The organism is Streptococcus infantis, assembly GCF_047460825.1.
GTDB classification, from domain to species: domain Bacteria; phylum Bacillota; class Bacilli; order Lactobacillales; family Streptococcaceae; genus Streptococcus; species Streptococcus infantis_V.
On sequence record NZ_JASHFO010000027.1, the window covers coordinates 1 to 26,065 of the forward strand.

General features: G+C 40.5%; 20 protein-coding genes. 5 read left to right on the forward strand and 15 right to left on the reverse strand.

The window, feature by feature from the left end:
- Window positions 1-229: 229 nt before the first annotated feature.
- The 4 genes from QM911_RS07955 to QM911_RS07970 all read right to left on the reverse strand — a co-directional run bounded on the left by QM911_RS07955 (window position 230) and on the right by QM911_RS07970 (window position 7,092).
- Entirely contained in the window at window positions 230-922 is a 693-nt protein-coding gene (locus QM911_RS07955; protein WP_000240128.1) for a phosphoglycerate mutase, read from the reverse strand.
- Between the two features lie 136 nt (window positions 923-1,058).
- Window positions 1,059-1,427: a hypothetical protein gene (locus QM911_RS07960; protein ID WP_414313652.1), complete on the reverse strand. Its 369-nt coding sequence runs from the start codon at window positions 1,425-1,427 to the stop codon at window positions 1,059-1,061.
- An 872-nt stretch (window positions 1,428-2,299) separates the two neighbouring features.
- Window positions 2,300-3,931 carry an LPXTG cell wall anchor domain-containing protein gene (locus QM911_RS07965; protein ID WP_414313653.1) on the reverse strand — a complete coding sequence of 544 codons (1,632 nt, stop codon included), beginning with the start codon at window positions 3,929-3,931 and terminating at the stop codon, window positions 2,300-2,302.
- Between the two features lie 311 nt (window positions 3,932-4,242).
- Complete coding sequence (locus QM911_RS07970) at window positions 4,243-7,092, reverse strand: Rib/alpha-like domain-containing protein (protein WP_414313654.1); 2,850 nt, start codon at window positions 7,090-7,092, stop codon at window positions 4,243-4,245.
- A 279-nt stretch (window positions 7,093-7,371) separates the two neighbouring features.
- Here QM911_RS07970 and QM911_RS07975 point away from each other — a divergent pair, with 279 nt between their 5' ends.
- Window positions 7,372-8,841 (forward strand): M protein trans-acting positive regulator PRD domain-containing protein, encoded by a 1,470-nt coding sequence (locus QM911_RS07975; RefSeq protein WP_414313655.1) that lies wholly within the window; start codon window positions 7,372-7,374, stop codon window positions 8,839-8,841.
- A 190-nt stretch (window positions 8,842-9,031) separates the two neighbouring features.
- Here the strand turns inward: QM911_RS07975 and QM911_RS07980 are convergent, their stop codons facing one another.
- The gene (locus QM911_RS07980) at window positions 9,032-9,433 is read right to left on the reverse strand and encodes an Rrf2 family transcriptional regulator (RefSeq protein ID WP_414313656.1); all 402 of its coding nucleotides are present in this window, start codon (window positions 9,431-9,433) and stop codon (window positions 9,032-9,034) included.
- Window positions 9,434-9,610: 177 nt separating this feature from the next.
- Entirely contained in the window at window positions 9,611-9,733 is a 123-nt protein-coding gene (locus QM911_RS07985) for a hypothetical protein (protein WP_049549051.1), read from the reverse strand.
- A gap of 506 nt (window positions 9,734-10,239) precedes the next feature.
- Between QM911_RS07985 and QM911_RS07990 the strand changes: the two genes are divergently transcribed.
- The gene (locus tag QM911_RS07990; RefSeq protein WP_414313657.1) at window positions 10,240-14,127 is read left to right on the forward strand and encodes a pullulanase; all 3,888 of its coding nucleotides are present in this window, start codon (window positions 10,240-10,242) and stop codon (window positions 14,125-14,127) included.
- Window positions 14,128-14,504: 377 nt separating this feature from the next.
- Here the strand turns inward: QM911_RS07990 and QM911_RS07995 are convergent, their stop codons facing one another.
- Together QM911_RS07995 and QM911_RS08000 are read right to left on the reverse strand one after the other, a co-directional pair.
- Entirely contained in the window at window positions 14,505-14,942 is a 438-nt protein-coding gene (locus tag QM911_RS07995; RefSeq protein ID WP_414313658.1) for an Rrf2 family transcriptional regulator, read from the reverse strand.
- Between the two features lie 71 nt (window positions 14,943-15,013).
- Complete coding sequence (locus QM911_RS08000; RefSeq protein ID WP_414313659.1) at window positions 15,014-15,853, reverse strand: metallophosphoesterase family protein; 840 nt, start codon at window positions 15,851-15,853, stop codon at window positions 15,014-15,016.
- A gap of 145 nt (window positions 15,854-15,998) precedes the next feature.
- On the opposite strand from QM911_RS08000, the gene QM911_RS08005 reads away from it, so the two are divergent.
- Entirely contained in the window at window positions 15,999-16,451 is a 453-nt protein-coding gene (locus QM911_RS08005; protein ID WP_414313660.1) for a universal stress protein, read from the forward strand.
- Between the two features lie 115 nt (window positions 16,452-16,566).
- Here QM911_RS08005 and QM911_RS08010 read toward each other — a convergent pair whose 3' ends face one another.
- Window positions 16,567-17,958 carry a Cof-type HAD-IIB family hydrolase gene (locus QM911_RS08010; RefSeq protein ID WP_414313661.1) on the reverse strand — a complete coding sequence of 464 codons (1,392 nt, stop codon included), beginning with the start codon at window positions 17,956-17,958 and terminating at the stop codon, window positions 16,567-16,569.
- 67 nt (window positions 17,959-18,025) lie between these two features.
- Between QM911_RS08010 and QM911_RS08015 the strand changes: the two genes are divergently transcribed.
- Window positions 18,026-18,988, forward strand: coding sequence for an asparaginase (locus QM911_RS08015; protein ID WP_414313662.1), 963 nt, complete (start codon window positions 18,026-18,028; stop codon window positions 18,986-18,988).
- 304 nt (window positions 18,989-19,292) lie between these two features.
- Here the strand turns inward: QM911_RS08015 and ccpA are convergent, their stop codons facing one another.
- A complete protein-coding gene (ccpA, locus tag QM911_RS08020; protein WP_301559553.1) occupies window positions 19,293-20,300 on the reverse strand; it encodes a catabolite control protein A in 1,008 nt (335 codons plus the stop codon).
- A 205-nt stretch (window positions 20,301-20,505) separates the two neighbouring features.
- On the opposite strand from ccpA, the gene QM911_RS08025 reads away from it, so the two are divergent.
- Window positions 20,506-20,823, forward strand: coding sequence for a DUF960 domain-containing protein (locus QM911_RS08025; protein ID WP_414313663.1), 318 nt, complete (start codon window positions 20,506-20,508; stop codon window positions 20,821-20,823).
- A 48-nt stretch (window positions 20,824-20,871) separates the two neighbouring features.
- Here QM911_RS08025 and QM911_RS08030 read toward each other — a convergent pair whose 3' ends face one another.
- The 5 genes from QM911_RS08030 to folP are packed head-to-tail and all read right to left on the reverse strand — an operon-like array spanning window position 20,872 to window position 25,816.
- Complete coding sequence (locus QM911_RS08030; protein ID WP_414313664.1) at window positions 20,872-22,155, reverse strand: DUF308 domain-containing protein; 1,284 nt, start codon at window positions 22,153-22,155, stop codon at window positions 20,872-20,874.
- Entirely contained in the window at window positions 22,148-22,969 is an 822-nt protein-coding gene (gene folK / locus QM911_RS08035; RefSeq protein WP_045762648.1) for a 2-amino-4-hydroxy-6-hydroxymethyldihydropteridine diphosphokinase, read from the reverse strand. The genes QM911_RS08030 and folK overlap by 8 nt, the downstream gene beginning before the upstream one ends.
- Before the next feature lie 40 nt (window positions 22,970-23,009).
- Entirely contained in the window at window positions 23,010-23,564 is a 555-nt protein-coding gene (folE, locus tag QM911_RS08040; protein ID WP_000380927.1) for a GTP cyclohydrolase I FolE, read from the reverse strand.
- Window position 23,565: 1 nt separating this feature from the next.
- Complete coding sequence (locus QM911_RS08045; protein ID WP_414313665.1) at window positions 23,566-24,864, reverse strand: bifunctional folylpolyglutamate synthase/dihydrofolate synthase; 1,299 nt, start codon at window positions 24,862-24,864, stop codon at window positions 23,566-23,568.
- Between the two features lies 1 nt (window position 24,865).
- Window positions 24,866-25,816 carry a dihydropteroate synthase gene (gene folP / locus QM911_RS08050; RefSeq protein ID WP_414313666.1) on the reverse strand — a complete coding sequence of 317 codons (951 nt, stop codon included), beginning with the start codon at window positions 25,814-25,816 and terminating at the stop codon, window positions 24,866-24,868.
- Window positions 25,817-26,065 lie beyond the last annotated feature (249 nt).

Here is a 26,065-nt window from a genome sequence, read left to right on the forward strand (position 1 = left end):
ATGATGAAATCAAACATTAGTAAAACCAGTGGAACTTACCCTGACACGGATTTCCACTGGTTTTTACGATTTTTATCAGACTAACTTCCACTTTTATTGGCGATGGAAGTTAGTTTGGGAATTTAGCAAATCTTTCACTGTAAAATTATCAAATAGGGCTTTCTTTCAATAACGTACCGAATTATTTAGAAATTGAAAAGCCTAGGAGTCATCCTAGGCTTCATGATACTTATTTACCAAGGTAGTATTCAGAAACTACGTTCAATTTTTCGTCAAATTCGAATACCAATGGTGGGAAGTTAGGGATTTCTACATCCATGATTTCGTCATCTGACAATTGTTTGATGTGTTTCACAAGGGCACGGATTGAGTTACCGTGTGCTCCTACGAATACATTTTTACCATCTTTAAGAGCTGGAGCGATTTTATCTTCCCAGAATGGAAGGGCACGTTCCAAAGTAACTTTCAAGTTTTCAGCATCTGGGATAACTGAGTCGTCAAGTGAAGCGTAACGACGGTCAGTGTGAGCTGAGTGCTCATCGTCGCGATCCATTGCTGGAGGCAATACATCGTATGAACGACGCCAGATGTGAACTTGTTCATCACCAAATTGTTCAGCTGCTTCAGCTTTGTTTTTACCAGTCAAACCACCGTAGTGACGTTCGTTCAAGCGCCATGATTTTTCAACTGGAACCCACAATTGGTCAGATGCTTCAAGAGCCAAGTTAGTTGTTTTGATTGCACGTTTCAATACTGAAGTGTAAGCTTGATCAAACTCGATACCAGCTTCCTTGATCAATTTACCAGCGTCAATCGCTTGTTGTGTTCCTTTTTCAGACAAATCAACATCAGCCCAACCAGTGAAAAGGTTAGCTTTGTTCCATTCAGACTCACCGTGGCGAGCAAAAACCAATTTTACCATTTGATGGATACTCCTTTTATTTTCCGAGGTTTCCCTCGTTTATCTATTCTATTTTACACAATTTTTCACAAAAAAGCTAGTCAAAATCAATCAAAAAAGAGAAGCGACTTCTTGTCTCTTCTCTTTTAGTATAGAATTATCCTTCGATTTGGAAATGTTTTAAGCTTGACAAGTATAGCGCTCCACCAATGATGAGAATAATTCCACCGATCCATCCCAAGAACGGAATCAATGATACTACCGATCCAACGATAAATAAGATAGATGGAGCAAGTGAGATACGCTTGTCATCCTTGTAGTAGACAAGAGTGAGAATTCCTAGGATTAGAGTTGCGATTTTTACTAAAGTAAAAACAAGGAAAACAATTCCCAAAACAACTCCTGCAAAATCTTCATTTTCAGAAATAGCCGCAATCATAACTATAACAACTGGTAAAATTGCCAAAAGAGCTCCTGCAATGATCCCAATAATTCCATCAACTTGTGCAAGTGTTTTTGTCTTCATAAATGTCTCCTAAAAATTTTATTTAATCGTTATTTTACCATATTTTAGTTTTTATTTAAAGTTTTTACCAATCTGGTATGGAATTGTGATTCCTTTACTGGCTCTCTATACGAATCAAACTAGTGATATTTCAAGTTTTATAGTTCTATTTTTTACTTGTTATTTTACATTATGTTCAGTCATTCAAGTAATCCACTTATTTTTTTCATAACCTCGTGAAATACTCTCACTCAAATCAGAAACTATATCTAACTTACCTCTAATTAGTAGAGAAGTATTTATCATTAGATTTGTTGCTAATATTTAGTATTACCCATTTATTAGTTTAGGTTATACTCATCATTTATTTTTTGATTATTCTATTATTTTTGAGGTTAACTTTAGTTACAAGTCAGTTTCATTCTCAATCTTGATTACCTTCTAAATTTTCTAACTGTTTATATTTTCTATTTTGGCGGTTTAAACCCTTATGTAAGGCTATCTGAGTTAAATATCCGTTTTCTTGTTCTATGCCTTACTCAGATTTAATTTAGTGTTCTTGATTGTTTCTGATAGAACTATACAACTACAGTGGATTGAACCTAGAATAGTACGACAAGGATTCTAAAACGTTTCTATAAATTAATTTGACTTTCCTAATCTCTTTGTTCACATCTTATTTCAATCCACTATAGTATTAATAAATTGTTGACTAATTTACATTCTGCAATTTTTCCGAGATATCGTTATCAGGAAAAAATTTTATTTATCTGACTTCAAATAATAGTAAAACTAGCCTTAAAATCAAAAAACCATAAGAATTTCTTCTTACGGTTTTTCTAGCAGTCTCAAAGAATAATCATTCTCAGTTTTGCTTTATTTGAGCTTTTTATTTACTCTTCTTCCTCACGTTTTTTAGCGATGAGGAGTCCTCCTGTCGCTGCTGCAAGAAGTGCTAGAGCAAGTGAAGCGTTAGATTGTTTAGTACCAGTGTTTGGCAATTCTTTCGCTCCTGCTTTCTTAGCTGGTTCTTGAGCAGGTGATTCTTTAGTTGCTTCTTTAACAACATTTTCAGAGGTAAGTACTGCTACTGAACCATCTGGGAAGGTTACTGTTGCTGTACCATCGTTGCCTACTTCTACCTTGCTTGCTGTTGGGTTAGCCTTCTTAACTTCATCTGCTACTTTAACTTTTTCAGCATCTGTAAGAGATGATGGGTTCACTACTGGAGTTACAGCTGGTGTCTTAACGCCATTTGAATCAGCTTCTTTCACTGTCTTCTCTGGTGTCAAGACTGCTACTGAACCATCTGGGAAGGTTACTGTCGCTGTACCATCGTTGCCTACTTCTACCTTGCTTGCTGTTGGGTTAGCTTTCTTAACTTCGTCAGCTACCTTAGCTTTTTCTGCATCTGTAAGAGATGATGGGTTCACTACTGGAGTTACAGCTGGGGTCTTAACGCCATTTGAATCAGCTTCTTTCACTGTCTTCTCTGGTGTCAAGACTGCTACTGAACCATCTGGGAAGGTTACTGTCGCTGTTCCATCGTTGCCTACTTCTACCTTGCTTGCTGTTGGGTTAGCTTTCTTAACTTCGTCTGCTACCTTAGCTTTTTCGGCATCTGTAAGAGCTGATGGGTTTACTACTGGGGTGATTGCTGGGGTCTTAACGCCATTTGAATCAGCTTCTTTCACTGTCTTCTCTGGTGTCAAGACTGCTACTGAACCATCTGGGAAGGTTACTGTCGCTGTACCATCGTTGCCTACTTCTACCTTGCTTGCTGTTGGGTTAGCTTTCTTAACTTCGTCAGCCACCTTAGCTTTTTCGGCATCTGTAAGAGCTGATGGGTTCACTACTGGGGTGATTGCTGGAGTCTTAACGCCATTTGAATCAGCTTCTTTCACTGTCTTCTCTGGTGTCAAGACTGCTACTGAACCATCTGGGAAGGTTACTGTTGCTGTACCATCGTTGCCTACTTCTACCTTACTTGCTGTTGGGTTAGCTTTCTTAACTTCTTCTGCTACCTTAGCTTTTTCGGCATCTGTAAGAGCTGATGGGTTCACTACTGGGGTGATTGCTGGATCTTTAGTTGCTACTTTTGGCGTACTTTCATCTGATGTCTTACCATCTTTGCTTGCTTTAGCAGTAACTGGACCTGCTGGGATTTCAACTGTTGGAGTGATGCTCGCTTTGCCATCTTCTCCCGTTACACCTTCACCAATCTTATTGCCATCCTTGTCGAACAGTTCTACTTTAGTACCTGGGTCTGCTGTTACTTCAACTGGAGTCTTAGTGCCTGCTTTGCCTGTAAGATCTGTTGTAACAACTGGTTTACTTGGTTTAGCTGAAGTTTCTGGGGTCGCTGCTGTAGCTTGAACTGGATCGCTCGCTTCAGGCGTTTGACCATCTTTGCTTGACACAACAGTCACATTACCTTCTGGAATATCTACTGTTGGTGTAATCGTTGCTTTGCCATCTTCTCCTGCTGTTGCTTCACCAATCTTGTTGCCGTCTTTATCGTACAATTCAACCTTAGACCCTGGGTCTGCTGTTACCTCAACCGGAGTCTTAGTACCCGCTTTACCTGTAAGGTCTGTTGTGATTTCTGGTTGAGTTGGAGTAGCTGGGGTAGCTGGATCTTTAATAGCTGTTGCTTTAGCCGGATCACTAGCTTCTGAAACTTTACCTGCATTGTTTGTTGCTTTAGCTGTTACGTCGCCTTCTGCAATATCAACAGTTGGTGTGATCGTTACTTTACCATCTTCTCCTGTTACACCTTCACCAATCTTGTAGCCATCTTTATCGAACAGTTCTACCTTAGTATTTGGTTCCGCTGTTACTTCAACTGGAGTCTTAGTGCCCGCTTTACCTGACCTTCTGGAATATCTACTGTTGGTGTAATCGTTGCTTTGCCATCTTCTCCTGCTGTTGCTTCACCAATCTTGTTGCCGTCTTTATCGTACAATTCAACCTTAGATCCTGGGTCTGCTGTTACCTCAACTGGAGTCTTAGTACCTGCCTTACCTGTAAGATCTGTTGTGATTTCTGGTTGAGTTAGTGCACTCGAATCTTTAACAGTAACCTTAACTGGAACTTCATCTTTAGTTCCGTCTGGGTATGTCACAACTACTGTTGCGTCTTTTTCACCTTCTGTAGCAGTATCTACTGGTGTCTTGAACTCGTATGTTGTGCCACTTGGAAGGTCTGATACGTTACCAATTGAATCTTGTGCATTTGGTGTTGAACCTAGTGTTACTGTTTGCGCCTTAGCTGTTGGTTCATTCTTTTCAGCATCGCTACGTGGGTCTTTAACAGTTACCTTAACTGGTACTTCGTCCTTAGTTTTGTCTGGGTAGGTCACTACTACTGTCGCGTCTTTTTCACCTTCTGTAGCAGTATCTACTGGTGTCTTGAACGCGAAAGTTGTTCCACTTGGAAGATCTGATACGTTACCAATTGAATCTTGAGCGTTTGGTGTTGAACCTGGAGTCACTGTTTGAGCCTTAGCTGTTGGTTCATTCTTTTCAGCATCGCTACGTGGGTCTTTAACAGTTACCTTAACTGGTACTTCGTCCTTAGTTTTGTCTGGGTAGGTCACTACTACTGTTGCGTCTTTTTCACCTTCTGTAGCTGTATTTACTGGTGTCTTGAACTCGTATGTTGTGCCACTTGGAAGATCTGCAACGTTACCAATTGAATCTTGTGCATTTGGTGTTGAACCTGGAGTCACTGTTTGAGCCTTAGCTGTTGGTTCATTCTTTTCAGCATCGCTACGTGGGTCTTTAACAGTTACCTTAACTGGTACTTCGTCCTTAGTTTTGTCTGGGTAGGTCACTACTACTGTTGCGTCTTTTTCACCTTCTGTAGCTGTATTTACTGGTGTCTTGAACTCGTATGTTGTGCCACTTGGAAGATCTGCAACGTTACCAATTGAATCTTGTGCATTTGGTGTTGAACCTGGAGTCACTGTTTGAGCCTTAGCTGTTGGTTCATTCTTTTCAGCATCGCTACGTGGGTCTTTAACAGTTACCTTAACTGGTACTTCGTCCTTAGTTTTGTCTGGGTAGGTCACTACTACTGTTGCGTCTTTTTCACCTTCTGTAGCTGTATTTACTGGTGTCTTGAACTCGTATGTTGTGCCACTTGGAAGATCTGCAACGTTACCAATTGAGTTCTTAGCCTCTGGTGTTGAACCTGGAGCTACTGTTTGTGCCTTAGCTACTGGTGTGTATTTCTCAGCGTCCTTAGCTGCTGGTGTAACTAAATATACAGCAGAAATCTTATCTGTAGACTTATCAGGATAAGTAATTACTAGGTTCCCTTTTTCATCTACACTATATGTAGAATTCGCTGGTAGATTTGTGTTAACTGCTTTAACTGCTGCAATAATTTTCTTTTTCTCTTCTTCACTAACATTGTTAGGATCAGTAACTTCGACTTTTTCACCTGCAACAGGTTCATACTTTTTAGCAGTTTCAATAACTGTAATCTTAAGATTTCTTGTTACTACTTTCCCATTTTTATTTCTTAGAACGAAAGGAACAACGAAATCACCTGCTGGCTGTTGCTCATGTACAGTACCACCAAATTTATTTCTAACTTCCTTGAACGTCTCAGTACCTGTTTTGGCAAAATAATTCCCCTGCGGGAATAGTCCGTATACAGCATTAGGATTCGTAGAATAAAATTGTGAAATAGCAGAAGCAGCAGCAATTACATCTACACTAACTTCGTCACCAGGATACACTGTAATATGTGATTTAGAAATTAAAAGTTTAGTATATGCATCACCACTAATTCCACCTTCTACAGTTGTCAATGTTGGTCGTGTCGCTGTTACAGGCGCACTCTTAGGAGACTCGCTTCCGCCTGCAGGTGTAGCTGTAGCTGTGATTTCGCCTACAGGAAGGCTGTTTGTTGGCGTAACTGTAGCTACACCTTGAGCATTTGCCACTGCTTCACCGATAACAACACCATCAGTATTGTAGAGTTTAACAGTTGAACCTGCTGGTGCTTGGACAGTTACATCCGTTGCAGAACTTCCTTTTCCATCAAGGTTTGAAGTGATGACTGGAGCTGCCACTGCCGCACGTGCTCTACGTGGTTTAGCTACTTGAGAACCATCTTTAATAGTTTGAGCTGCTGACAAGCGTGCACTTGAACCATCTGCAAAAGTAACAACTACTGATCCGTCTGCTTGGACTTGAATATCAGTCGCTGCAGAGTTAGCTGCCTTAACAGCTGCTACAACTTTTGCTTTTTCTTCATCAGTAAGTGCTGATGGATCGTATACCACAGTCACTTCTGGAGTTTGGATGCTATCAGCTTCCTTAGCTTTTTCAACTTTATCAGTTGTTGCTACTGCTTCTTCCTTAGAATTTTCAGTAGTTGTAGCTGTTTTTTCAGTTTTTTCCTCAGCCTTTACTGTAGCTGGAGCCACTGGTGTTGATGGAGCTACTTCTACAGCTGGTGCTGCATAAGTTGCATTCTCTTCAGCTGCAACTGGCTTAATCCCCTCTGTTGTAGAGCTAGCTTCTGGCTTAGCGTCTACTGCATCTGCTTTAACTGATGGAGCTACTAATGCTGCCCCAACCGCAAAAACAAGCGAACAACCGAAAAGGAAATGTTTTCCTTTTTTGATCATACGCCAATTCTTTTGTTCTGCATTTTTGCGATTAAAATACATGAATCTTTTCTCCTAATTTTAAAAATAATAGCATGTCTTTAACATACAAATTAAATTATAAAACATAGCTTCATTTTAGTCAATCATTTTGAACTATATATGTAAAAAATTCTTTTTATACAATAAAATTCTAAAATGATGATTTTTCTTTTAAAATACAATATAATAAATGTAGGCATATTCTTTGTTTTTTTGATTTACTTGTGATATAATAACTAACATCCCTAAAAATATAATTTTTGTTTGTTATAATCGATTTTATTACAGGAGGAATAATTTATGAGAGCCCTATTAACTCAAAAAGAACAAAGGCAATTAAGAATTTTAGAATATTTATTTGAAAATCCAGACTGGATCCACCTAGATCCCCTAGCAGAAGACCTAGATATCAACACCCGTATCATTAAAAGCGATATCAAGGAGATGCGCGAAGTCCTCTCTTGCTTCGAAATCCAATCTTCAACAGCTGGTATCAGACTGGCCAACCCTAAAAACTTGGGTATTGAACGAATTTACCGCCACATTTTACAAGATTCTTCTAACTTCCAAGTTTTGAGAGCATTCTTTTTATTAGAAGAACCATTTACCTATGAACATTTAGCTCAAAACCTTGATGTCTCACTACCTGCACTTCGCAAAAAAGTCGCTGAGATCAATCATACCTTACAAAATAAATACCGCTTCAAACTCAAGGTCACTCCAATCTCTATCATTGGAGACGAAAAGGACATCCGCTTCTTCTTCGCCCAGTATTTCCATGAAGCCTATGGTTACTTCAAATGGCCATTTACTGATTCTAAGAAAGACATTGAAGAATTTGTTGCTTTCTTTCTTAAAATGACAGGATTTCCTGCCAACTATGCTAACTTGTTGCAGCTAGAAACACAAATAGCTGTTAATTTGCACCGATTTAAGATTGGCGCTACCATCCAAACAATGAGTGATTCTACAAATGATCTTCCTTTATATGATCAACTGTCGGAGTTCCAAGATCAACTCGAACCATTGGCTAAGCGTCTGAATATCGAGGTTAACCGTCATACCTTAGAACAAATCTTTGATTCATATACTCAAAAAGGAATCTTCTTTATTGTTGAAGAATTTCTAGCTGCCCGTTCAGAAGACAAACAGGTTGATCACTCTTACCACGCTGCTCGAGATGTCCTCGATAACTTGACTCGTGAATTCGGGATTCACTTCACAAATACTGACGAGCTAGTTTGGCACTTGCACAATACCGCTCTTCTTGAACGTCAAGAGATCAACTCAGAATCCATCATTTCTCATAATAAATCCTATATGCTCAATAAAATCAAGAAATTCTTCCCTGAATTTTACGAAGCAGCTGTTTTCGAAATGATGCGTTATAAGTCTAGCTTGGGACAAAAAGAACAGGCGCATGCTGTCGTCCATCTGGTTTACACCCTCTTGACCCACGCTTCAGATTTGATGGAACAACTGTTAGAATCTCAGAATAAGGTCCGTGTCCTCGTTTTGAGTGAGTTTGACTTTGCTCATCCTCACGCTCTCATCTCTCTCTATAAATACTACACTTCTAAAAATATCCAGTTTGAAACTTGGGACAAGGCTACATTGAATGTTGATGAAATTATGGAGGCTGGATATGATGCCATTCTGACTAACTTTGATATCGAAGGTTTAAAGCATCCGAAACTAATCAATATCGGACGTATGGCCCAGCTTCAAGTGATTAACGAACTGAACACCATTTCGATTGGTGATCTTTAAAAAATATTGAAAATTAGAGTCGCTTAATCATCCGAATCTTAGAGAACAATTTCTATATCCTATAAAAGAGAAGAGACCAGAATTCCGATAATTGGAGTTCTGGTCTCTTCTCTTTTTACTATTTTGATTTTTTAAAAAAGGAATTCAGTGCTTTAAACCGAAAAGACTCTTTCTGCTACATGTATAGTTTCTATTTCTCTATCCTTGCTTCTGCATCTGCCACTACTTGGGCAAGACTGGTTTGACTCAGTTCCTGCTCCATGGCTAGCTGAATCTTTTGTAATTTTTCATCTAAAACCCCATGGATATTTGCACCAACTGGGCAGGCTGGATTGGGATTATCATGAAAACTAAAGAGTTGACCTGTCTTTCCTAGACACTCAACTGCTTGGTAAACATCTAAAAGACTGATATCCTCTAGGTCTTTGATAATCTCTGCGCCACCAGTTCCACGCGCAACTGAGATCAACTCTGCCTTTTTCAGTTGAGATAAGGTCTTACGGATAATGACAGGATTGACTCCAACGCTGCTAGCAAGAAAATCACTAGTCACCTTACTTTCTTTCCCTTTCAAGGCTATGATAATCAACATATGGGTCGCATGGCTAATCTACAAGTCGTCAATGAACTCAATACTCTTTCCATTGGTAAACTTTAAAAATAGCCTCTGTTTTATGACCAAACAAGCAGGCTAAAACAGATATAAACGTATAATATCAGGCATCTTAAAAACTTGATATTATGCGTTTTTATACTTCTTCAAACCGCGTCAACGTCCATCTGCAACCTCAAAGCAGTGCTTTGAGCTGACTTTGTCAGTTTTATCCACAACCTCAAAACAGTGTTTTGAACAACCTGCGGCTAGTTTCCTAGTTTGCTCTTTGATTTTCATTGAGTATTACTTTCAACAATGGATTCGCACTTATTGATAAATTTCAGCTCATTTACAATATTGTGGATTGAAATAAGATAGGAACAAATAGATTAGGAAAGTCAAACTTATTTCTAGAATGTTTTAGAATTCGTAGCGTACTATTCTAGATTCAATATACTACTCATTGTGAATTCTAAAAAATTGCTAGAAATTGACTTAACTTCTCTAGTAAATTTGTTCAGATTTTATTTAACTACGCAAGCATATATATTTTTGTCTAACAAAAGACTTTTCCTTGCTTGGCTAGAATATAGCAAGATCTACTGATTAGTTGGTCAATTTCAATGTTTATACCTAGGCTACGATATTTCTTCAGTAGACTATCAACAAACAGGGGCTTTTATTTTAATGGAGGATGATTTTTCACCTAGTCTAATTTCTCATCTACAAAACAAAAGAAAACGATTGCATAAAATTTTACTCCATGCTATACTAGGATAGAAATAAATGATAGGAGAGTGTCTATGAAAAACACGTCATCTCAACCAGATAAAAAAATGGTTTACAGTATCCGTTCTCTGAAAAACGGAACTGGCTCTGTCCTTATTGGAGCAAGCTTTATCCTCCTTGCCTTAACAGCACCTTCTGTATCTGCAGCTGAAACTAGTCTTGGCACACAAGAAAATGTAAGCGCTATTAGTTTAGGCCCAGCTACTACAGAAACCAGCCAAGCTGAGGAAAAAACGCCTATTTTGGTCCCAAAAGATGCAAACGCTTCCCTAGAATCTAAAACATCTGAGCCGGTAGCCGTTTCTGAAACAGCTACAACCGAGACTAGTGCAAGCCTTCCAAACAATAAAGACGAGAAAACAGAAGTATCAAGTCTAGCTACTGAGAAAGCTTCGCCAGCAGACACTGTATCTGAAAATCCAATCAAAGACAACTACTTCCGTATCCACGTCAAAAAACTTCCCCAAGAAAACCAAGATTCGCAAGGTCTTTGGACTTGGGATGATGTCGAAAAACCATCTGAGAACTGGCCAAATGGTGCCCAGTCCTTCAAGGATGCTAAGAAAGACGACTACGGCTACTACCTTGATGTCAAACTAAAAAATGAACAAGCTAAGAAAATCAGTTTCCTCATTAACAACACCAAAGGTGACAACCTTACTGGAGACCGTTCGGTAGAGCGCCTCTCTCCAAAGATGAATGAAGCTTGGCTTGATGAGGACTACAAGGTCCACAACTACCAACCTCAGCCTGCGGGAACAATCCGCGTCAACTATTTCCGCACCGATGGCAACTATGACAAGAAATCTCTCTGGTACTGGGGAGATGTGAAGACTCCAAGCAATGGTGAATGGCCTGACGGTACAGACTTTACTGCAAGTGGAAAACACGGACGCTACATCGACATTCCGCTCAATGAAGCCGCCAGAGAATTTGGATTTTTACTATTAGATGAGAGCAAGAAAGGCGATGATGTGAAAATCAGAAAAGAAGATTATAAATTTACTGACCTGAAAAACCACAGTCAAATCTTCCTTAAGGATGATAACGAAACAATCTACACCAACCCTTACTATGTACACGACATTCGTATGACTGGCGCCCAACATGTGGCTAAGTCCCGTATTGAAACTAGTTTTTCTACCTTGGTTGGTGCAAAAAAAGAAGACATTCTCAAACGCTCAACGATCACAGACCACCTAGGCAATAAAGTGACAATCACAGATGTTACAGTTGATGAAGCAGGTAAGAAAGTAACCTACATCGGTGATTTCTCTGACACTCAAAACCCATATACAGTCACCTATGATTCAGACCATTTTACAACTCGTTCTAGCTGGCGTCTCAAAGATGAGACTTACAGTTACGATGGCCCTCTTGGTGCTAACCTTAAAGAAGATGGCAAACGTGTTGATCTGACTCTCTGGTCTCCAAGTGCTGATAAAGTTTCTGTTGTCATCTACGATAAGAAAGATCCTGAAAAAGTGGTTGGAACCGTCGCTCTTGAAAAAGGAGAAAAAGGAACTTGGAAACAGACCCTGGATGAGAACTCAGGACTTGGTATTAGTAAATATACTGGCTACTACTATCACTACCAAATCGAGCGCCAAGGCAAGACTGTCCTCGTACTTGATCCTTACGCTAAATCTCTGGCAGCTTGGAACAGCGATCTAGCTAAAACAGATGCTGCCCATAAGGTTGCTAAAGCTGCTTTTGTGGATCCAGCAAAACTTGGACCTCAAGACCTGACTTATGGTAAGATTCACAACTTCAAATCTCGTGAAGATGCTGTTATCTACGAGGCTCACGTTCGTGACTTTACCTCAGATCCTGCTATCGCAAAAGATTTGACTAAGCCATTTGGTACTTTTGAAGCCTTTATCGAAAGGCTAGACTATCTCAAAGACTTGGGCGTGACCCACATCCAGCTCCTCCCCGTCTTGTCTTACTATTATGTCAATGAATTGAAGAACCAAGAACGCTTGTCCGACTATGCTTCAAGCGATAGCAACTACAACTGGGGTTATGACCCGCAAAACTACTTCTCCTTGACTGGTATGTACTCAAGTGATCCTAAGAACCCAGAAAAACGTATCGCAGAATTTAAGAACCTTGTCAACGAAATCCATAAACGTGGCATGGGTGCTATCTTAGATGTCGTTTACAACCATACTGCCAATGTCGATATCTTTGAAGACCTCGAGCCAAACTACTACCACTTCATGGATGCAGACGGAACACCTCGTACTAGCTTTGGTGGTGGTCGTCTAGGAACAACCCACTACATGTCTAAACGCGTCATGGTAGACTCTATCAAGTATCTAGTTGAAACCTATAAAGTAGATGGTTTCCGTTTCGATATGATGGGAGATCATGATGCAGCTTCCGTCGAAGAAGCTTACAAGGCTGCACGCGCCCTCAATCCAAATCTCATCATGCTTGGTGAAGGTTGGAGAACCTATTCTGGTGATGAAAATATGCCAACACAGCCTGCTGACCAAGATTGGATGAAACATACCGATACTGTCGCTGTCTTTTCAGATGACATCCGTAACAACCTCAAGTCTGGTTATCCAAATGAAGGTCAACCTGCCTTTATCACAGGTGGAAAACGCGATATCAATACCATCTTTAAAAATCTGATTGCTCAACCAACCAACTTTGTAGCAGACAGTCCTGGAGATGTCATCCAATACATCGCAGCCCATGATAACTTGACCCTCTTTGACATCATTGCCCAATCAATCAAAAAAGACCCAAGCAAGGCTGAAAACTATGCGGAAATCCATCGTCGTTTGCGCCTCGGAAATCTCATGGTCTTGACAGCTCAAGGAACTCCATTTATTCACTCTGGTCAGGAATACGGACGTACCAAACAATTCCGTGACCCAGCCTACAAGACTACAGTTTCAGAAGATAAGGTACCAAATAAATCTCACTTGTTGCGTGATAAGGACGGTAACCCATTTGACTATCCTTACTTCATCCATGATTCTTATGACTCTAGTGATGCTGTCAACAAGTTTGATTGGACCAAGGCAACTGATGGAAAAGCTTATCCTGAAAATGTCAAGAGCCGTGACTACATGAAAGGTTTAATTGCACTTCGTCAATCTACAGACGCCTTCCGACTCAAGAGTCTTCAAGATATCAAAGACCGTGTCCAACTCATCACCGTCCCAGGCCAAAATGGTGTGGAAAAAGAAGATGTAGTGATTGGCTACCAAATCACTGCTCCAAATGGAGATATCTACGCAGTCTTTGTCAATGCGGACGAAAAAGCTCGTGAATTTAACTTGGGAACTGCCTTTGCACATCTAAGAAATGCTGAAGTTTTAGCAGATGAAAACCAAGCAGGACCAGTAGGAATTGCCAACCCTCAAGGACTGGAATGGACTGAAAAAGGCTTGAAATTAAATGCCCTTACAGCTACTGTTCTTCGAATCGCTCAAGGCGGTGCCATCGTTGCCCCAGCTGTGGAAGAAAAACCAGAATTTGATCTTTCTAGCTTAAAACAAGAGCAAGGTCAAAATAACGACCAAGACCATACTCCAAACCGAGTCGTCAAACCGGGACATCAAAATCCAGCTCCACAAACTAAACCTGATTCTACAAAACCAGATGCAAAAGTAGCGGATGCGGATCATAAACCTAGCCAAGCTACAACTGATTCACAAGCTGAAAAACCATCACAAGAAGCACAAGCATCATCTGTAAAAGAAGCGGTTCAAAACGAATCGGTAGACAACTCTAACAAGGAAACTATACCTGCTCCCCTAGCTAAACAAGCTGAACTTCCAAATACAGGAACCAAAAACGATCACAAACTCCTGTTTGCAGGAATCAGTCTCCTAGCTCTCCTTGGCCTTGGTAGCTTCCTCAAGTCAAGAAAGGAACAATAAAAGCAAGGACTCTATAAATCTATCACCTTAGTATAAAGACATGTAAAAAAAAGCTGGGATAAAAGTCTTTAAAATCAGAAAAACGCATATTATCAGATGTTTAAAAAACTTGATAATATGCGTTTTATTGTAGAAAGATTTATATTCAATATTCTACTAAAATTATGTTTATACCTCAACTCTTCAGATTAAAGAAAAGATTCATTTTGATCAAGTTGCTTCAATCTCTTTTTTTACTAGAGAAAATAAAAAACTCTTAAAAATAGCATTATGTCAGCATTTCTAAGAGTTTTTACTATATAGTATCCAACCTCTATAAGGGCAATTTTTTTATTACTGATAGGGTAGGTCTACGTTCTGCCTCTTTCTAGAAGCTCTTATTTCTCTATCCTTGCTTCTGCATCTGCCACTACTTGGGCAAGACTGGTTTGGTTCAGTTCCTGCTCCATGGCTAGCTGAATCTTTTGTAATTTCTCGTCTAAAATCCCATGGATATTTGCACCAACTGGACAGGCTGGATTGGGATTGTCATGAAGACTAAAGAGTTGACCTGTCTTTCCTAGACATTCAACTGCTTGGTAAACATCTAAAAGACTGATATCCTCTAGGTCTTTGATAATCTCTGCGCCACCAGTTCCACGCGCAACTGAGATCAACTCTGCCTTTTTCAGTTGAGATAAGGTCTTACGGATAATGACAGGATTGACTCCAACGCTACTAGCAAGAAAATCACTAGTCACCTTACTTTCTTTCCCTTTCAAAGCTATGATAATCAACATATGGGTCGCGATGGTAAATCGACTTGAAATTTGCATAAGATTCTCCTTTTTCTATTAGACTAGCTCGTTTTTTACTTATATTTATTATATCTCTTGTAGTTGTAATGTCAAGAGTTACCACTCAGCCAGTCATCTAGTTCTGCATCATGCCCTTGACTTTGGGCAATTTCATGAAGTAATTCTTGATTATGAGTATGGTGAACCCCATTAACCAAGCTTTCATAATAAACTTGGTAGTAGGGTAAATTTAAGTCTTTGGCTAGCTGCAATTCTGCCTCAATATCATAATCTACCCGACGAAAATCGATATTTTTCAAGCCTTTTTCATCAAATTCTAAGATCATGTATTGAGCACGCATGTCCTTGCGTAAATTCTCAGATAAAAAGAAGGGTTGCCCAATGGAACCTGGATTCAGGATAAGCTGTCCACCACTACCATAACGAAGAAACTGTTGATGGATATGCCCGTAAATGGCAATATCACAGTCTGGATTGGTGACAAGACGGTCAAAGTCCTCTTGCTTCCCAAGATGGATCAGCTCTCTTCCCCAATTTTTATCAGGCAAGTGGTGGCTAATCCCTAGCTTCAAATCTCCAAACTGGCGGTGCACTTGCAAGGGATAGTCCTGCAGTGCTTCAATCTCCTCAATACTGAGTTCTTCCATAATATACTGACACTGGCGTAAGAGATAACGATGACTGGGTCTACTTTCATCTAACTGACGATGGCAGGCGCGCCATAAGCTCTCCTCCCAATTTCCCAAAACTCTAAGGGTGATGGGTAAAGTGTCCAAGCTCTGGAGAATATTTTTTCGTCCTGTTCCAGGCATGAGGATATCTCCCAAAAGCCAATACTCATCAACCTCCGCCTTCTGCGCATCTGTCAGAACAGCCTCCAAAGCTGTCGTATTGCCATGTATATCTGATAATACTGCGATTTTTGTCATATCTTTTCCTCTTAGCTTTTCTATTTTTATTATAACAAACTCCAAGTCAAAGTCAAAAAGCACCTATCTTTCCTATCGTTTTTTACTTTACTTTTTTAGTGAAAAGGATTACAATGAAGGTAATAAGAATGAGGAGGTTTTTGCTATGACACAACGTTATGAAAATATTATGGTAGCAGTTGACGGTTCTAAGGAAGCTGACTTGGCTTTCATCAAAGGAGTTCATTCAGCACTGCGTAACCAAGCAAAACTAACTATTGCTCATGTCATTGACACACGTGCTCTTCAAAGCATCTCAACATTTGATGCCGAAGTTTACGAAGAATTGCAAGTAGAGGCCAACGATTTGATGGCAGAATATGAAAAGCGTGCAAGAGATGCTGGTCTCACAGACATAAAAGTTGTTATTGAGATGGGTAACCCTAAAACTCTCTTAGCTAAAGCAATTCCAGACAAAGAAAAGGTTGATTTGATTTTGGTTGGAGCAACAGGGCTCAATGCTTTCGAGCGCCTGCTAGTTGGTTCTTCATCAGAATATATCCTACGCCATACCAGCGTTGACCTTCTCGTCGTTAGAGATAAGGACAAAACTTTGTAATAAAAAAGAAATGAGGTTGGGATCTTTCTCCTAACCTCATTTTTTTCATAAATTGCTGATACAGTAGTTGGAGCCAGGAAATCAAAACAGCATTCAAGGCTTCCTTTTCTATCGACTATTTCTTATCGGCTCTTTCCTTGTGGCGTTCATAGGCCTTTATCTGACGCTCAATCTCCTTTTTAATGGCTGGTTCTGGAGCATATCTCTCCTCCCAGTCATCTGGTTTTAGGATTTTGTGAGTAACTGGGTCAAAATGAGCTTTTCCATCGGGAAACATTTTACCCATATTGGCTTGATGGACAATATCAAAAATCCGTTCTGGATCCACTCCCATCAAAACAAAGCTACCATAGGTAAAATACAAGGTATCAATTAAGGCATCTACTTGCCCTACCAAATCTTGCTTAGCAGGTGTTTTCTTAGCAACTTTCTCTGCTGCTTGATCCAATGCTTGGTGTAACTGTCCAACTGCCCGTTCGAAATCTTCTTCAGAAGAGCTAGCAGCTCGAACAAATTCGACCAGTTCTTCTATCTTAAATCCCGCTCTATGGGTGGCACCTTCTAAATCCCAAGCTTGTGGCTCTTCTTGAGTTCGTTCATCCATCATGTGGTGGAAGGTTTTGACCTTATTGAAATGATAGTCACGGCTGACAAAGACTTTCTCTGAAGCCAAAACACCAAAGTGTTCCAAGGCCTTGTGAATCCCATCTTGCTGGTTGCTGGTTGTGATATGCTTCGCCACTTCCTTGACACTGCTACTACCATTGCCCATAGCGACTGACATCCCAACACCCGCCAGCATCTCTAAGTCATTGTCCGAGTCACCAAAGGCCATGACTTGATTGAGATCAAAACCATACTCTTTTCCGACTCGGCGAATGCCTTCTAACTTGGAATTTCCTTGGTTAATGACATCGGCTGCAAAAGGATTACTACGGGTCAATTTCAAGTCTTGAAAATCAGCTGCTGCTTTCTCAGATTCTTCTGGCGTCATTAGCATCAAAACTTGATAAATGGGCTGATTCATCAACTGGAGCAAGTCTTCTTCCTTCTGAGGAACGACCTTACTCACCATTCGATTAAAGGAATGACTAACTGTACGAGTCAACATAGAGGGAACAAAACGACTCACCCTTTGCGAAAAAGAACCAAGACCAAAAGACATGATTTTTGAACCCAGCATGGCATCCTTGGTCCCCAAAGCAATTTCCTTGCCCTCCTTTTTGGCATAGGCTATCAACTGCCGTAAATGAGATTTGGAAAGAGGACTTGTAAACAAGACTCTGTCTTTATTAAAGATATATTGGCCGTTATAGGTTACAGCAAAATCCAGATCTAAATCTTCCATTAAATCCTTAACAAAAAAAGGTCCTCGCCCTGTCGCTACTCCAACAAGCACTCCCTGTTCCTTCACAATCTTAATCGCATCCTTAGTGGATTTCAAAACACTCTTGCGATCGTTGACCAGTGTTCCATCGATATCAAAAAAAACAGCTTTGACTTCCATCCTACCTCAATCTCCCCCTTTTTGTGATACAATGATTATACCACATTTCAGAAAGAGTGAGTAAATCATGCCTAAGAAAATCCTTGTTTTACATACGGGTGGTACTATTTCCATGCAAGCTGATGCCTCTGGCGCTGTTGTGACTAGTCAAGACAACCCTATGAATCATGTATCCAATCCACTTGAGGGAGTTGAAGTCCACGCTCTCGACTTTTTTAACCTGCCAAGTCCCCATATTAAACCAAAGCATATGCTGGCCCTCTATCAAAAAATTAAAGAGGAGACCGATCATTATGACGGTTTCGTGATTACACATGGGACAGATACCTTGGAGGAAACTGCCTATTTCCTTGACACTATGGAGGTTCCTCACAAACCAATCGTACTAACAGGTGCCATGCGTAGTTCCAACGAACTTGGAAGCGACGGCGTCTACAATTATCTCAGTGCCCTTCGCGTAGCGAGTGACGATAAAGCTGCTGACAAGGGTGTCTTGGTCGTTATGAATGACGAGATTCACGCTGCTAAGTATGTGACCAAGACGCACACGACAAATGTTAGCACCTTTCAAACGCCAACCCACGGCCCTCTTGGGCTCATCATGAAACACGAGATTCTCTACTTCAAAACAGCTGAACCCCGTGTTCGTTTTGACCTTGATAGAATTCAGGGCTTAGTCCCTATTATCCCTGTCTATGCTGGTATGACAGAAGAACTACTTGATTTGCTTCCTGTTGACCAACTGGATGGACTCATTATTCAGGCTTTCGGTGCTGGAAATGTTCCCAAGGAAACAGCACAAAAATTGAACGACCTTATCCAAGAAGGACTTCCAATCGCCTTAGTCTCTCGTTGTTTTAACGGGATTGCTGAACCTGTCTATGCCTATGAAGGCGGTGGCGTTTGTCTACAAAATGCTGGTGTCTTCTTTGTCAAAGAGTTAAACGCTCAAAAGGCCCGTCTCAAACTCCTCATTGCTATCAATGCTGGCCTCAGAGGAGAGGAATTACGAGCCTATATGGAAGGATAATACTCTTCGAAAATCAAATTCAAACCACGTCAACGTCGCCTTGCCGTAGGTATGGTTACTGACTTCGTCAGTTTCATCTACAACCTCAAAGCAGTGCTTTGAGCAACCTGCGGCTAGTTTCCTAGTTTGCTCTTTGATTTTCATTGAGTATAAAAAAGTCGGTGAGATAGAAATTACTAGATCAAGTCTTGTTTTCTAGTCACCCCCGCAAGCCTTCTACCATCAACTTGATGCTTGAACTATTGACCAAAAAGTTTTTGCTACTAAAAAGCGAGGTCGGGATTTTTATCCCGACCTCTTCTTGTTAATCTTTACGAGTTGAATGACGTTCTACCAAACCATGTGGCAAAAGAACTTCACGCTCTTCTAACTCTTCCTTATGCATAATCTTCGTCAACATACGCATACTAATAGCACCAAGGTCATACAAAGGTTGCGCGATGGTGGTTAGGTTTGGACGAGTGTAACGCGCGATTTGCGAATCATCACTGGTGATAATTTCAAAGTCTTCTGGTACAGAAACTCCCTTGTCAGCAAGTCCATTCAACACACCTGCTGCCAGTTCATCTCCCGTTACGATCGCCGCTGTTGCTTTAGAAGAAATCAAACGTTCTGCCAAGGCATAACCATCATCATAACGGTATTTTGATTCGAAAACAAGGCCTTCACTGTAGTTAATTCCCGCTTCTTTCAAAGCATCTTTGTAACCAGCCAAGCGAATCTTACCATTAATATCATCCACTAATGGTCCACTAACGAAGGCAATTTTTTTGTTTCGCTTCAAAAGATGACGGACTGCATCAACCGTAGCATGTTTATAATCAATATTAACACTTGGAAGTTGGTGTTCCACATCCACTGTTCCTGCAAGAACCACAGGTGTGCGTGAACGTGAAAACTCTGAGCGAATCTTCTCAGTTAAATGATAACCCATGAAGATAACGCCATCCACCTGTTTAGAAAAGAGAGTATTGACCACAGATACTTCCTTTTCATCATCCTCGTCGCTATTGGCAAGGACGATATTGTATTTGTACATCTCCGCGATATCATCAATCCCTTTAGCAAGGGTAGAGAAATAAGTATTTGTGATATCTGGAATAACAACTCCAACTGTTGTAGTTTTCTTACTTGCTAGACCACGAGCTACTGCGTTAGGACGGTAGTCAAGGCGATCAATGACCTCTAGAACTTTCTTACGGGTGTTTTCCTTGACATTCTTATTGCCATTGACAACACGACTGACAGTCGCCATTGACACTCCCGCTTCTCGGGCAACATCATAAATTGTTACTGTATCATCTGTGTTCATTCCGTTTCCTTTCTACTTTGAAAATTTTGTTTTCATGATTCCACTGTTCTCATTTTACCACTAATTGTAAGCATTTTCAAGCATTTGATGAAGATTCGTTGAAAAAATTTCAAAATCATTCTCATCTTTTTAAAGGTAGGTGACTTTTCTTGATTTTTCTAGCAGTTTGCAGTATGATAATAAGAAAATCAATCAGGAGATAGGGATGGCTTTTACAGATTCTCATAGACGATGTGCCAGTTTCGGTGTGGTGACCAATTTACCCGACGATGTTATCGATTCAATCTGGTATATAATCGATCATTTTTTAAAGCATGTTTTTGAGCTAGAAGATGAATTGGAATTTCGACTTTTGAATCATGAAGGCTCCATCACTTTTCGTTTTTCTAATCAACATCTACCAACAACGATTGACTTCGACTTCAATCATCCCTTCGACCCACTCTATCCACCTAAAGTTCTGGTCATGGATATGGATGGGAAGGAAACCATTCTCCTACCAGAAGAAAATGACCTATTTTAAAAACTCTAGTCTCCTCTATCTACTTAGGAAACTAGAGTTTTCTTTTTGCTAATAAATGGAACGACTGACTACTATACCACTTGGTTTGGTGTATTCTAAGTCAAGATAATCCTGATAAGTTCCTGGGACGATAAATCCTTGGGGGCTGAGAATATCTGTTCCAGCTTTACCCACGATAGAGTCAGCCAATAAGACACAATTTGTGCTGAGAACAAAATAGGTCTTAAACTTGGACGAACTGAACTTATAAAGAGTGGCATCAGCCTCGTGTTTCAGCTGATAAGAGTAGGTATGCTTGATCTCCCCTTCTCTTCTTTTCATGAGTTGAGAACTTGGTTCCCAAGGAATTAAGAGTTCTTCAATTTCTCTCATTTGTTCTTCTATAGCTTTTTTCTGTTGCTCAGACAAGCTTAAGCCATAGGCAAATAGAGTTTTCTGACTTTCTCTCTTACAGAGTTCGATATACTTTTCTCGATTAGCCTTAAATAGAACCCCATCCCCAATCATCCCAAATAAACGCTCCGAGTGAGGATTATAAGAACCATAGGAAATAACCTGACCTTGATAGCAGATATCCACATGCCCCATGGCTAAAAAGAAAGAGGATTCTGAAGTATGGATAAAAATTTCCAAATCAACTGTCTGGTCATTTTTTCTCTCTGAATGTACTTTTCCGTCTTCAGAACCATGATTAGAAAACCATTTGTTCAATCGACGTAAGGTACTAATAGGAATTAAAGCTGTTACAAAAATAGGCAGTGTCATTCTCATTCTGCGCTTCAGCTTGGGATTACTTCTCCCTTTTTCAAAATAGAAACCATCCCTGACACTACTCGCTCCCAACATGATTAAGTAAAAGCCTAACAGGAGCAACTCAAAATTTGTCGCATCATGAAAAGGAGAGATACTATAGAGACCAAATCCCATCATCCACAAAGCATCAAATAAGTAATTGAGCCTCGGATGGATATGATTATTTCGGTAAATCAACCAAGTAATCAGACTGATCAGACCTGTAAACAGTTGATAACCTCCGATAATCATCACAAGAAGATAGAGGGCTATCCCTTGCAGGATGACTGAATCAAATAGGATGACTGCAAGAAAGAGCTTGGCTATGGTTACAAAAATATTTTCTCTACGGGACTTTTCCTGAAACCATCGTGTCAATAAATGCCAAACAGCCGACAAAGAAAAATAACCCATCAAGAGTTGATAACCAAGTCTCGGTACAATCTGCCCAAAACAAATCAAGAGAAGACCTAGGATAATAGCTAGCATTCCCTCCCCTAGACTTCTCCATTTACTATAAGTTTCAGAAAACTTAGGCATTTTCTTTCTCCAATTGACGATACAAGTGGCAAATCGGTTGTTTCAGCGTTGGATGAATAAAATGCGGAGCTATTTCCTGTAAAGACTCTAAAACAAAGAGGCGCTCAGCAATATAAGGATGAGGCAAGATGAGGTCGTCTGTATAGATGACTTGGTCCTCTACAAAAAGCAAATCCAGGTCAATCAAGCGAGGTCCCCAATGCACCTCTCTGACCCGTCCCATTTCTGCCTCAATAGCCAATAAGGTTTCTAACAAGATTGGAGCTGGCAACCAGGTTTCCACTTCAATGACTTGATTGGCAAAACTATCCTGCTCCACACCACCCCAAGGTTCGGTCCTAATCACACTAGACTCTTTGAGAATGTGGATGCCACGAGCTTGCATTTTGTCAATCGCTTGCTGGAGATTAGTCATCTTATCCCCCATATTGCTTCCTAAAGCGATAAAGGCACGCTGTTTGCGACGGTGGATGGTTACTGAACAAGTATCCAGCGGAAGATGGATAGGTGCCCAAGGTTTTTTTAGTTCCAGCTCAATCTCTTGAACGATAGGGTAGGTCTCAAAAGTACGCTCTACTAGTTTGTAGGCTACTGTTTCAATCAGGTCTTCGCTTTCTTCCTGAAACCAAGTCGTCCATTGCTGGCAAAGTTCTCCGTAATGGACAGAAGCAGTTAAATCCAAGTCTGTCGCAGCCTTGGTCATATCATAGGATAGGGTGGCTGAAACGACAAACTTCTGCCCCAGTTCCTTCTCACTAGGAAAGAGTCCATGAAAGGCGAAAATTTCTAGGTCTTTAATTCGCAGTTGATCCATAACTAGTCCTTTCTAGAAAAATCCGCTTGACGCGGATTTTTTATAGTCCCATCAGACGATAAGCCTGATCCCGAAGATCCTTATCTGTCTCAAATAGACCACGAGCTACTGTAGTCAAGGTCGCAGTTCCTGGTTTTCGAACACCACGCATACTCATACACATATGCTCTGCTTCAATGACAACAAAAGCTCCCTTAGCACCCAAATACTCCATCAAGGCATCAGCAACTTCGATATTCAAACGCTCTTGAATCTGTGGCTTTTTAGAGTAAACTTCCACAGTACGAGCTAACTTTGATAAACCTGCTACACGCCCATCTGGGATATAGGCAATGTGAGCTCGACCATAAAATGGTAAGAAGTGATGTTCACACATGGTATGGAAAAAGATATCCTTTTCCACTACCATATTGTCATCGATAATCTCAAAAGATTTTGACAGGTGCTCTTCAGCAGTTTGCCCAAGACCTGAAAAAATCTCTTGGTACATACGAGCGACACGGGCTGGTGTTTCCTGCAAGCCTTCGCGATTTGCATCCTCACCAACTGCCTCGATAATCATTTTTACAGCTTCTTCAATCTTTTGTGTATCCATTCTAATTTTTCCTCTCTATTAGGTAGGCTCTCACTTGGGCTAAAAAGTATAATGAACCCGTGATAATCCTAACTGTTTTTTTCTCTTCATTTTCTGATAATTTTTGGTCTAGAAATTCTTGCCAATCTTGGTAGTTGAAATTTCTAGAATCAGACATCTCTTTCAAGACTTTTTCATCCGTCGCCCGACTATCCTCAAAATGAGTTAGCGTAATCTTAGTATCGGGCAAGGTTTCTAGCAAGTCCAACATTTCCTCCAAGGCCTTGGTTTTGATACAAGTAAAGAGGATTTCCTTCTGATAGTCCGTAAAGCGTTCTTTCAAGGTAGCCAACAAGGCCTTGATGGCATGAGGATTGTGGGCCCCATCTAAAATCATCAAAGGTTCTCTAGCAACAACTTCCAAGCGTCCAGGCCATCTTGTTTCTTCCAAAGCTTGAGCCACTAAAGCATTATCTGGCAATTCTCGATCAGTCGCTTGGCAATAGCTATCTAACAAGGCTAGCGCCATCCCTGCATTCTCTATCTGGTGCAAACCCAGCAATCCTGTCTGGAAGCGACCTTGTCTAACAGCACTTGTATAGCCAAATGCCTCTCCAGTGACAATACTTTCATGATGGCTTACCTGATAATCTCTTCCATAAACAATTCTAGTAGCCTGTTTTCCCTCTGCAATTTGGTCAATCACAGCCAAGGCTTCTGCGGCAATGTGACCAGTCACTAGAGGAACTCCTTGTTTGATAATCCCTGCTTTCTGCTCTGCTATGGCTTCCAAAGTATCACCAAGTAAAGCTACGTGATCCAGCCCAATGGTCGTGATACCTGTTAGGATGGGTTGACAGACATTAGTGCTATCCAAAAGTCCGCCCATACCAACTTCCATAATCGCCACATCGACTTGTTCAAATGCAAAATAGTCATAGGCTATGGCAGTGATAATCTCGAATTCTGTCGTTCCTTGCAAATTGGCAGCCGCTTCCCCCTCCAGCAAAGTCTGATAGTCTGCCATGAGGGCTTCTAGTTTCGCTTCTGGAATGGATTCCCCATTAATGGCAATCTGGTCGGTATAATGAATCAGATAGGGAGAGCTAAAAACTCCAACTCTTAGCCCCATCTTTTCCAGCATATTCTTCAAAAAGGCTATAGTAGAGCCCTTGCCATTGGTTCCACCGATGTGGATAACCTTAAGCTTAAGATGGGGATTGCCTCGTAAAGCTAAAAGCTCTACCATTCTTTCCAAACCAAAGTGCGGTTGGTCTGTCCGGTAGTGGGCAATCCACTGATTGGTTTCGTTTTTATTCATCTTACTTATATTGTTTCAAATCTAAATTTTCCGCATGGTCTGCTAGACGGACAGCAGACGCAATTTCAACTGCCATCTTGTGGCTAGCTACATCGTGCACGCGCACCACTTCCACACCTTGTCTAGCAGCGATACTAGTCACATGAGCCGAAGCCGTATCACGATTTCGGAAGCCTGCTTCAGTATCTGGATTGACTTCAAATCCATTTTCTTCAAGGATATTAATGACAAAGCGCTTGCGAGAGACTCCTAAAAAGATAGGATAGCCCATTTCGTGAAGCTTATCAAGGTCACGTAGGAGGATGAGATTTTCCTTTTTGGTCAAACCAAAGCCAATTCCTGGATCCAGCATAATGTTTTCTTTCGAAATCCCTGCTTTTTCTGCTCTTACTAGAGCACGATCAAAGAAAGCTGTCATCAATTCTTCTACTGATAGTTGTTCAAAGTCTGCTAAGTCTTTCTTTGTAAAAGTCTCTCCAAATCCAAAATGAGGGAAGATAAGTGAACTAGGGTGCTGAGGGCGTGCCATGACTGGATTAAACATGATGACTACCTGAGCTCCAGCCTTAGCAACCACCTCTGCCATCTTCTCATCACCCATGAGACCCGTAATGTCATTGACTATATTGGCACCAGCATTTAAAGCTGCTTCTGCCACTTGGCTTTTCCAAGTATCGACCGAAATCAGAACATCACTTTCTTGACGAATAGCCTGAATGACTGGAACCACACGCTGGATTTCCTCTTCAATCTCAACATAGCTACTTCCAGGTCGAGTAGATTCTCCACCGATATCTAAGATAGTGGCACCTTCAGCTATCAATTTTCTAGCTTGTTTTAAGGCTTCTTCAATAGCAAAAAATTGGCCTCCGTCAGAAAAAGAATCTGGGGTGACATTGATAATACCGCAAATAGCTGTTTTTGTAGGATTCTCTCTTTTTTCCACGTTCATCACTCAAATTTCATTTAGATTGGTATTCCTCTATTTTACTGTTTTTTTTGGATTCTGTCCAATTATCCCTCAGTACTCTTTAACTTTAAAAGAGCGCAAAAAAGGAGAACCTAAGTTCTCCTTTCAGAACGAAGACAAACGCCAAAAATGACGTTTGTCTTTTTCTGTTTTCAAAAATAGTTTATCTCATCATCTACTAATCTATCCAAAAATCTGAATTTGAGAAAAATAAAAAGGGATATTTCCTAT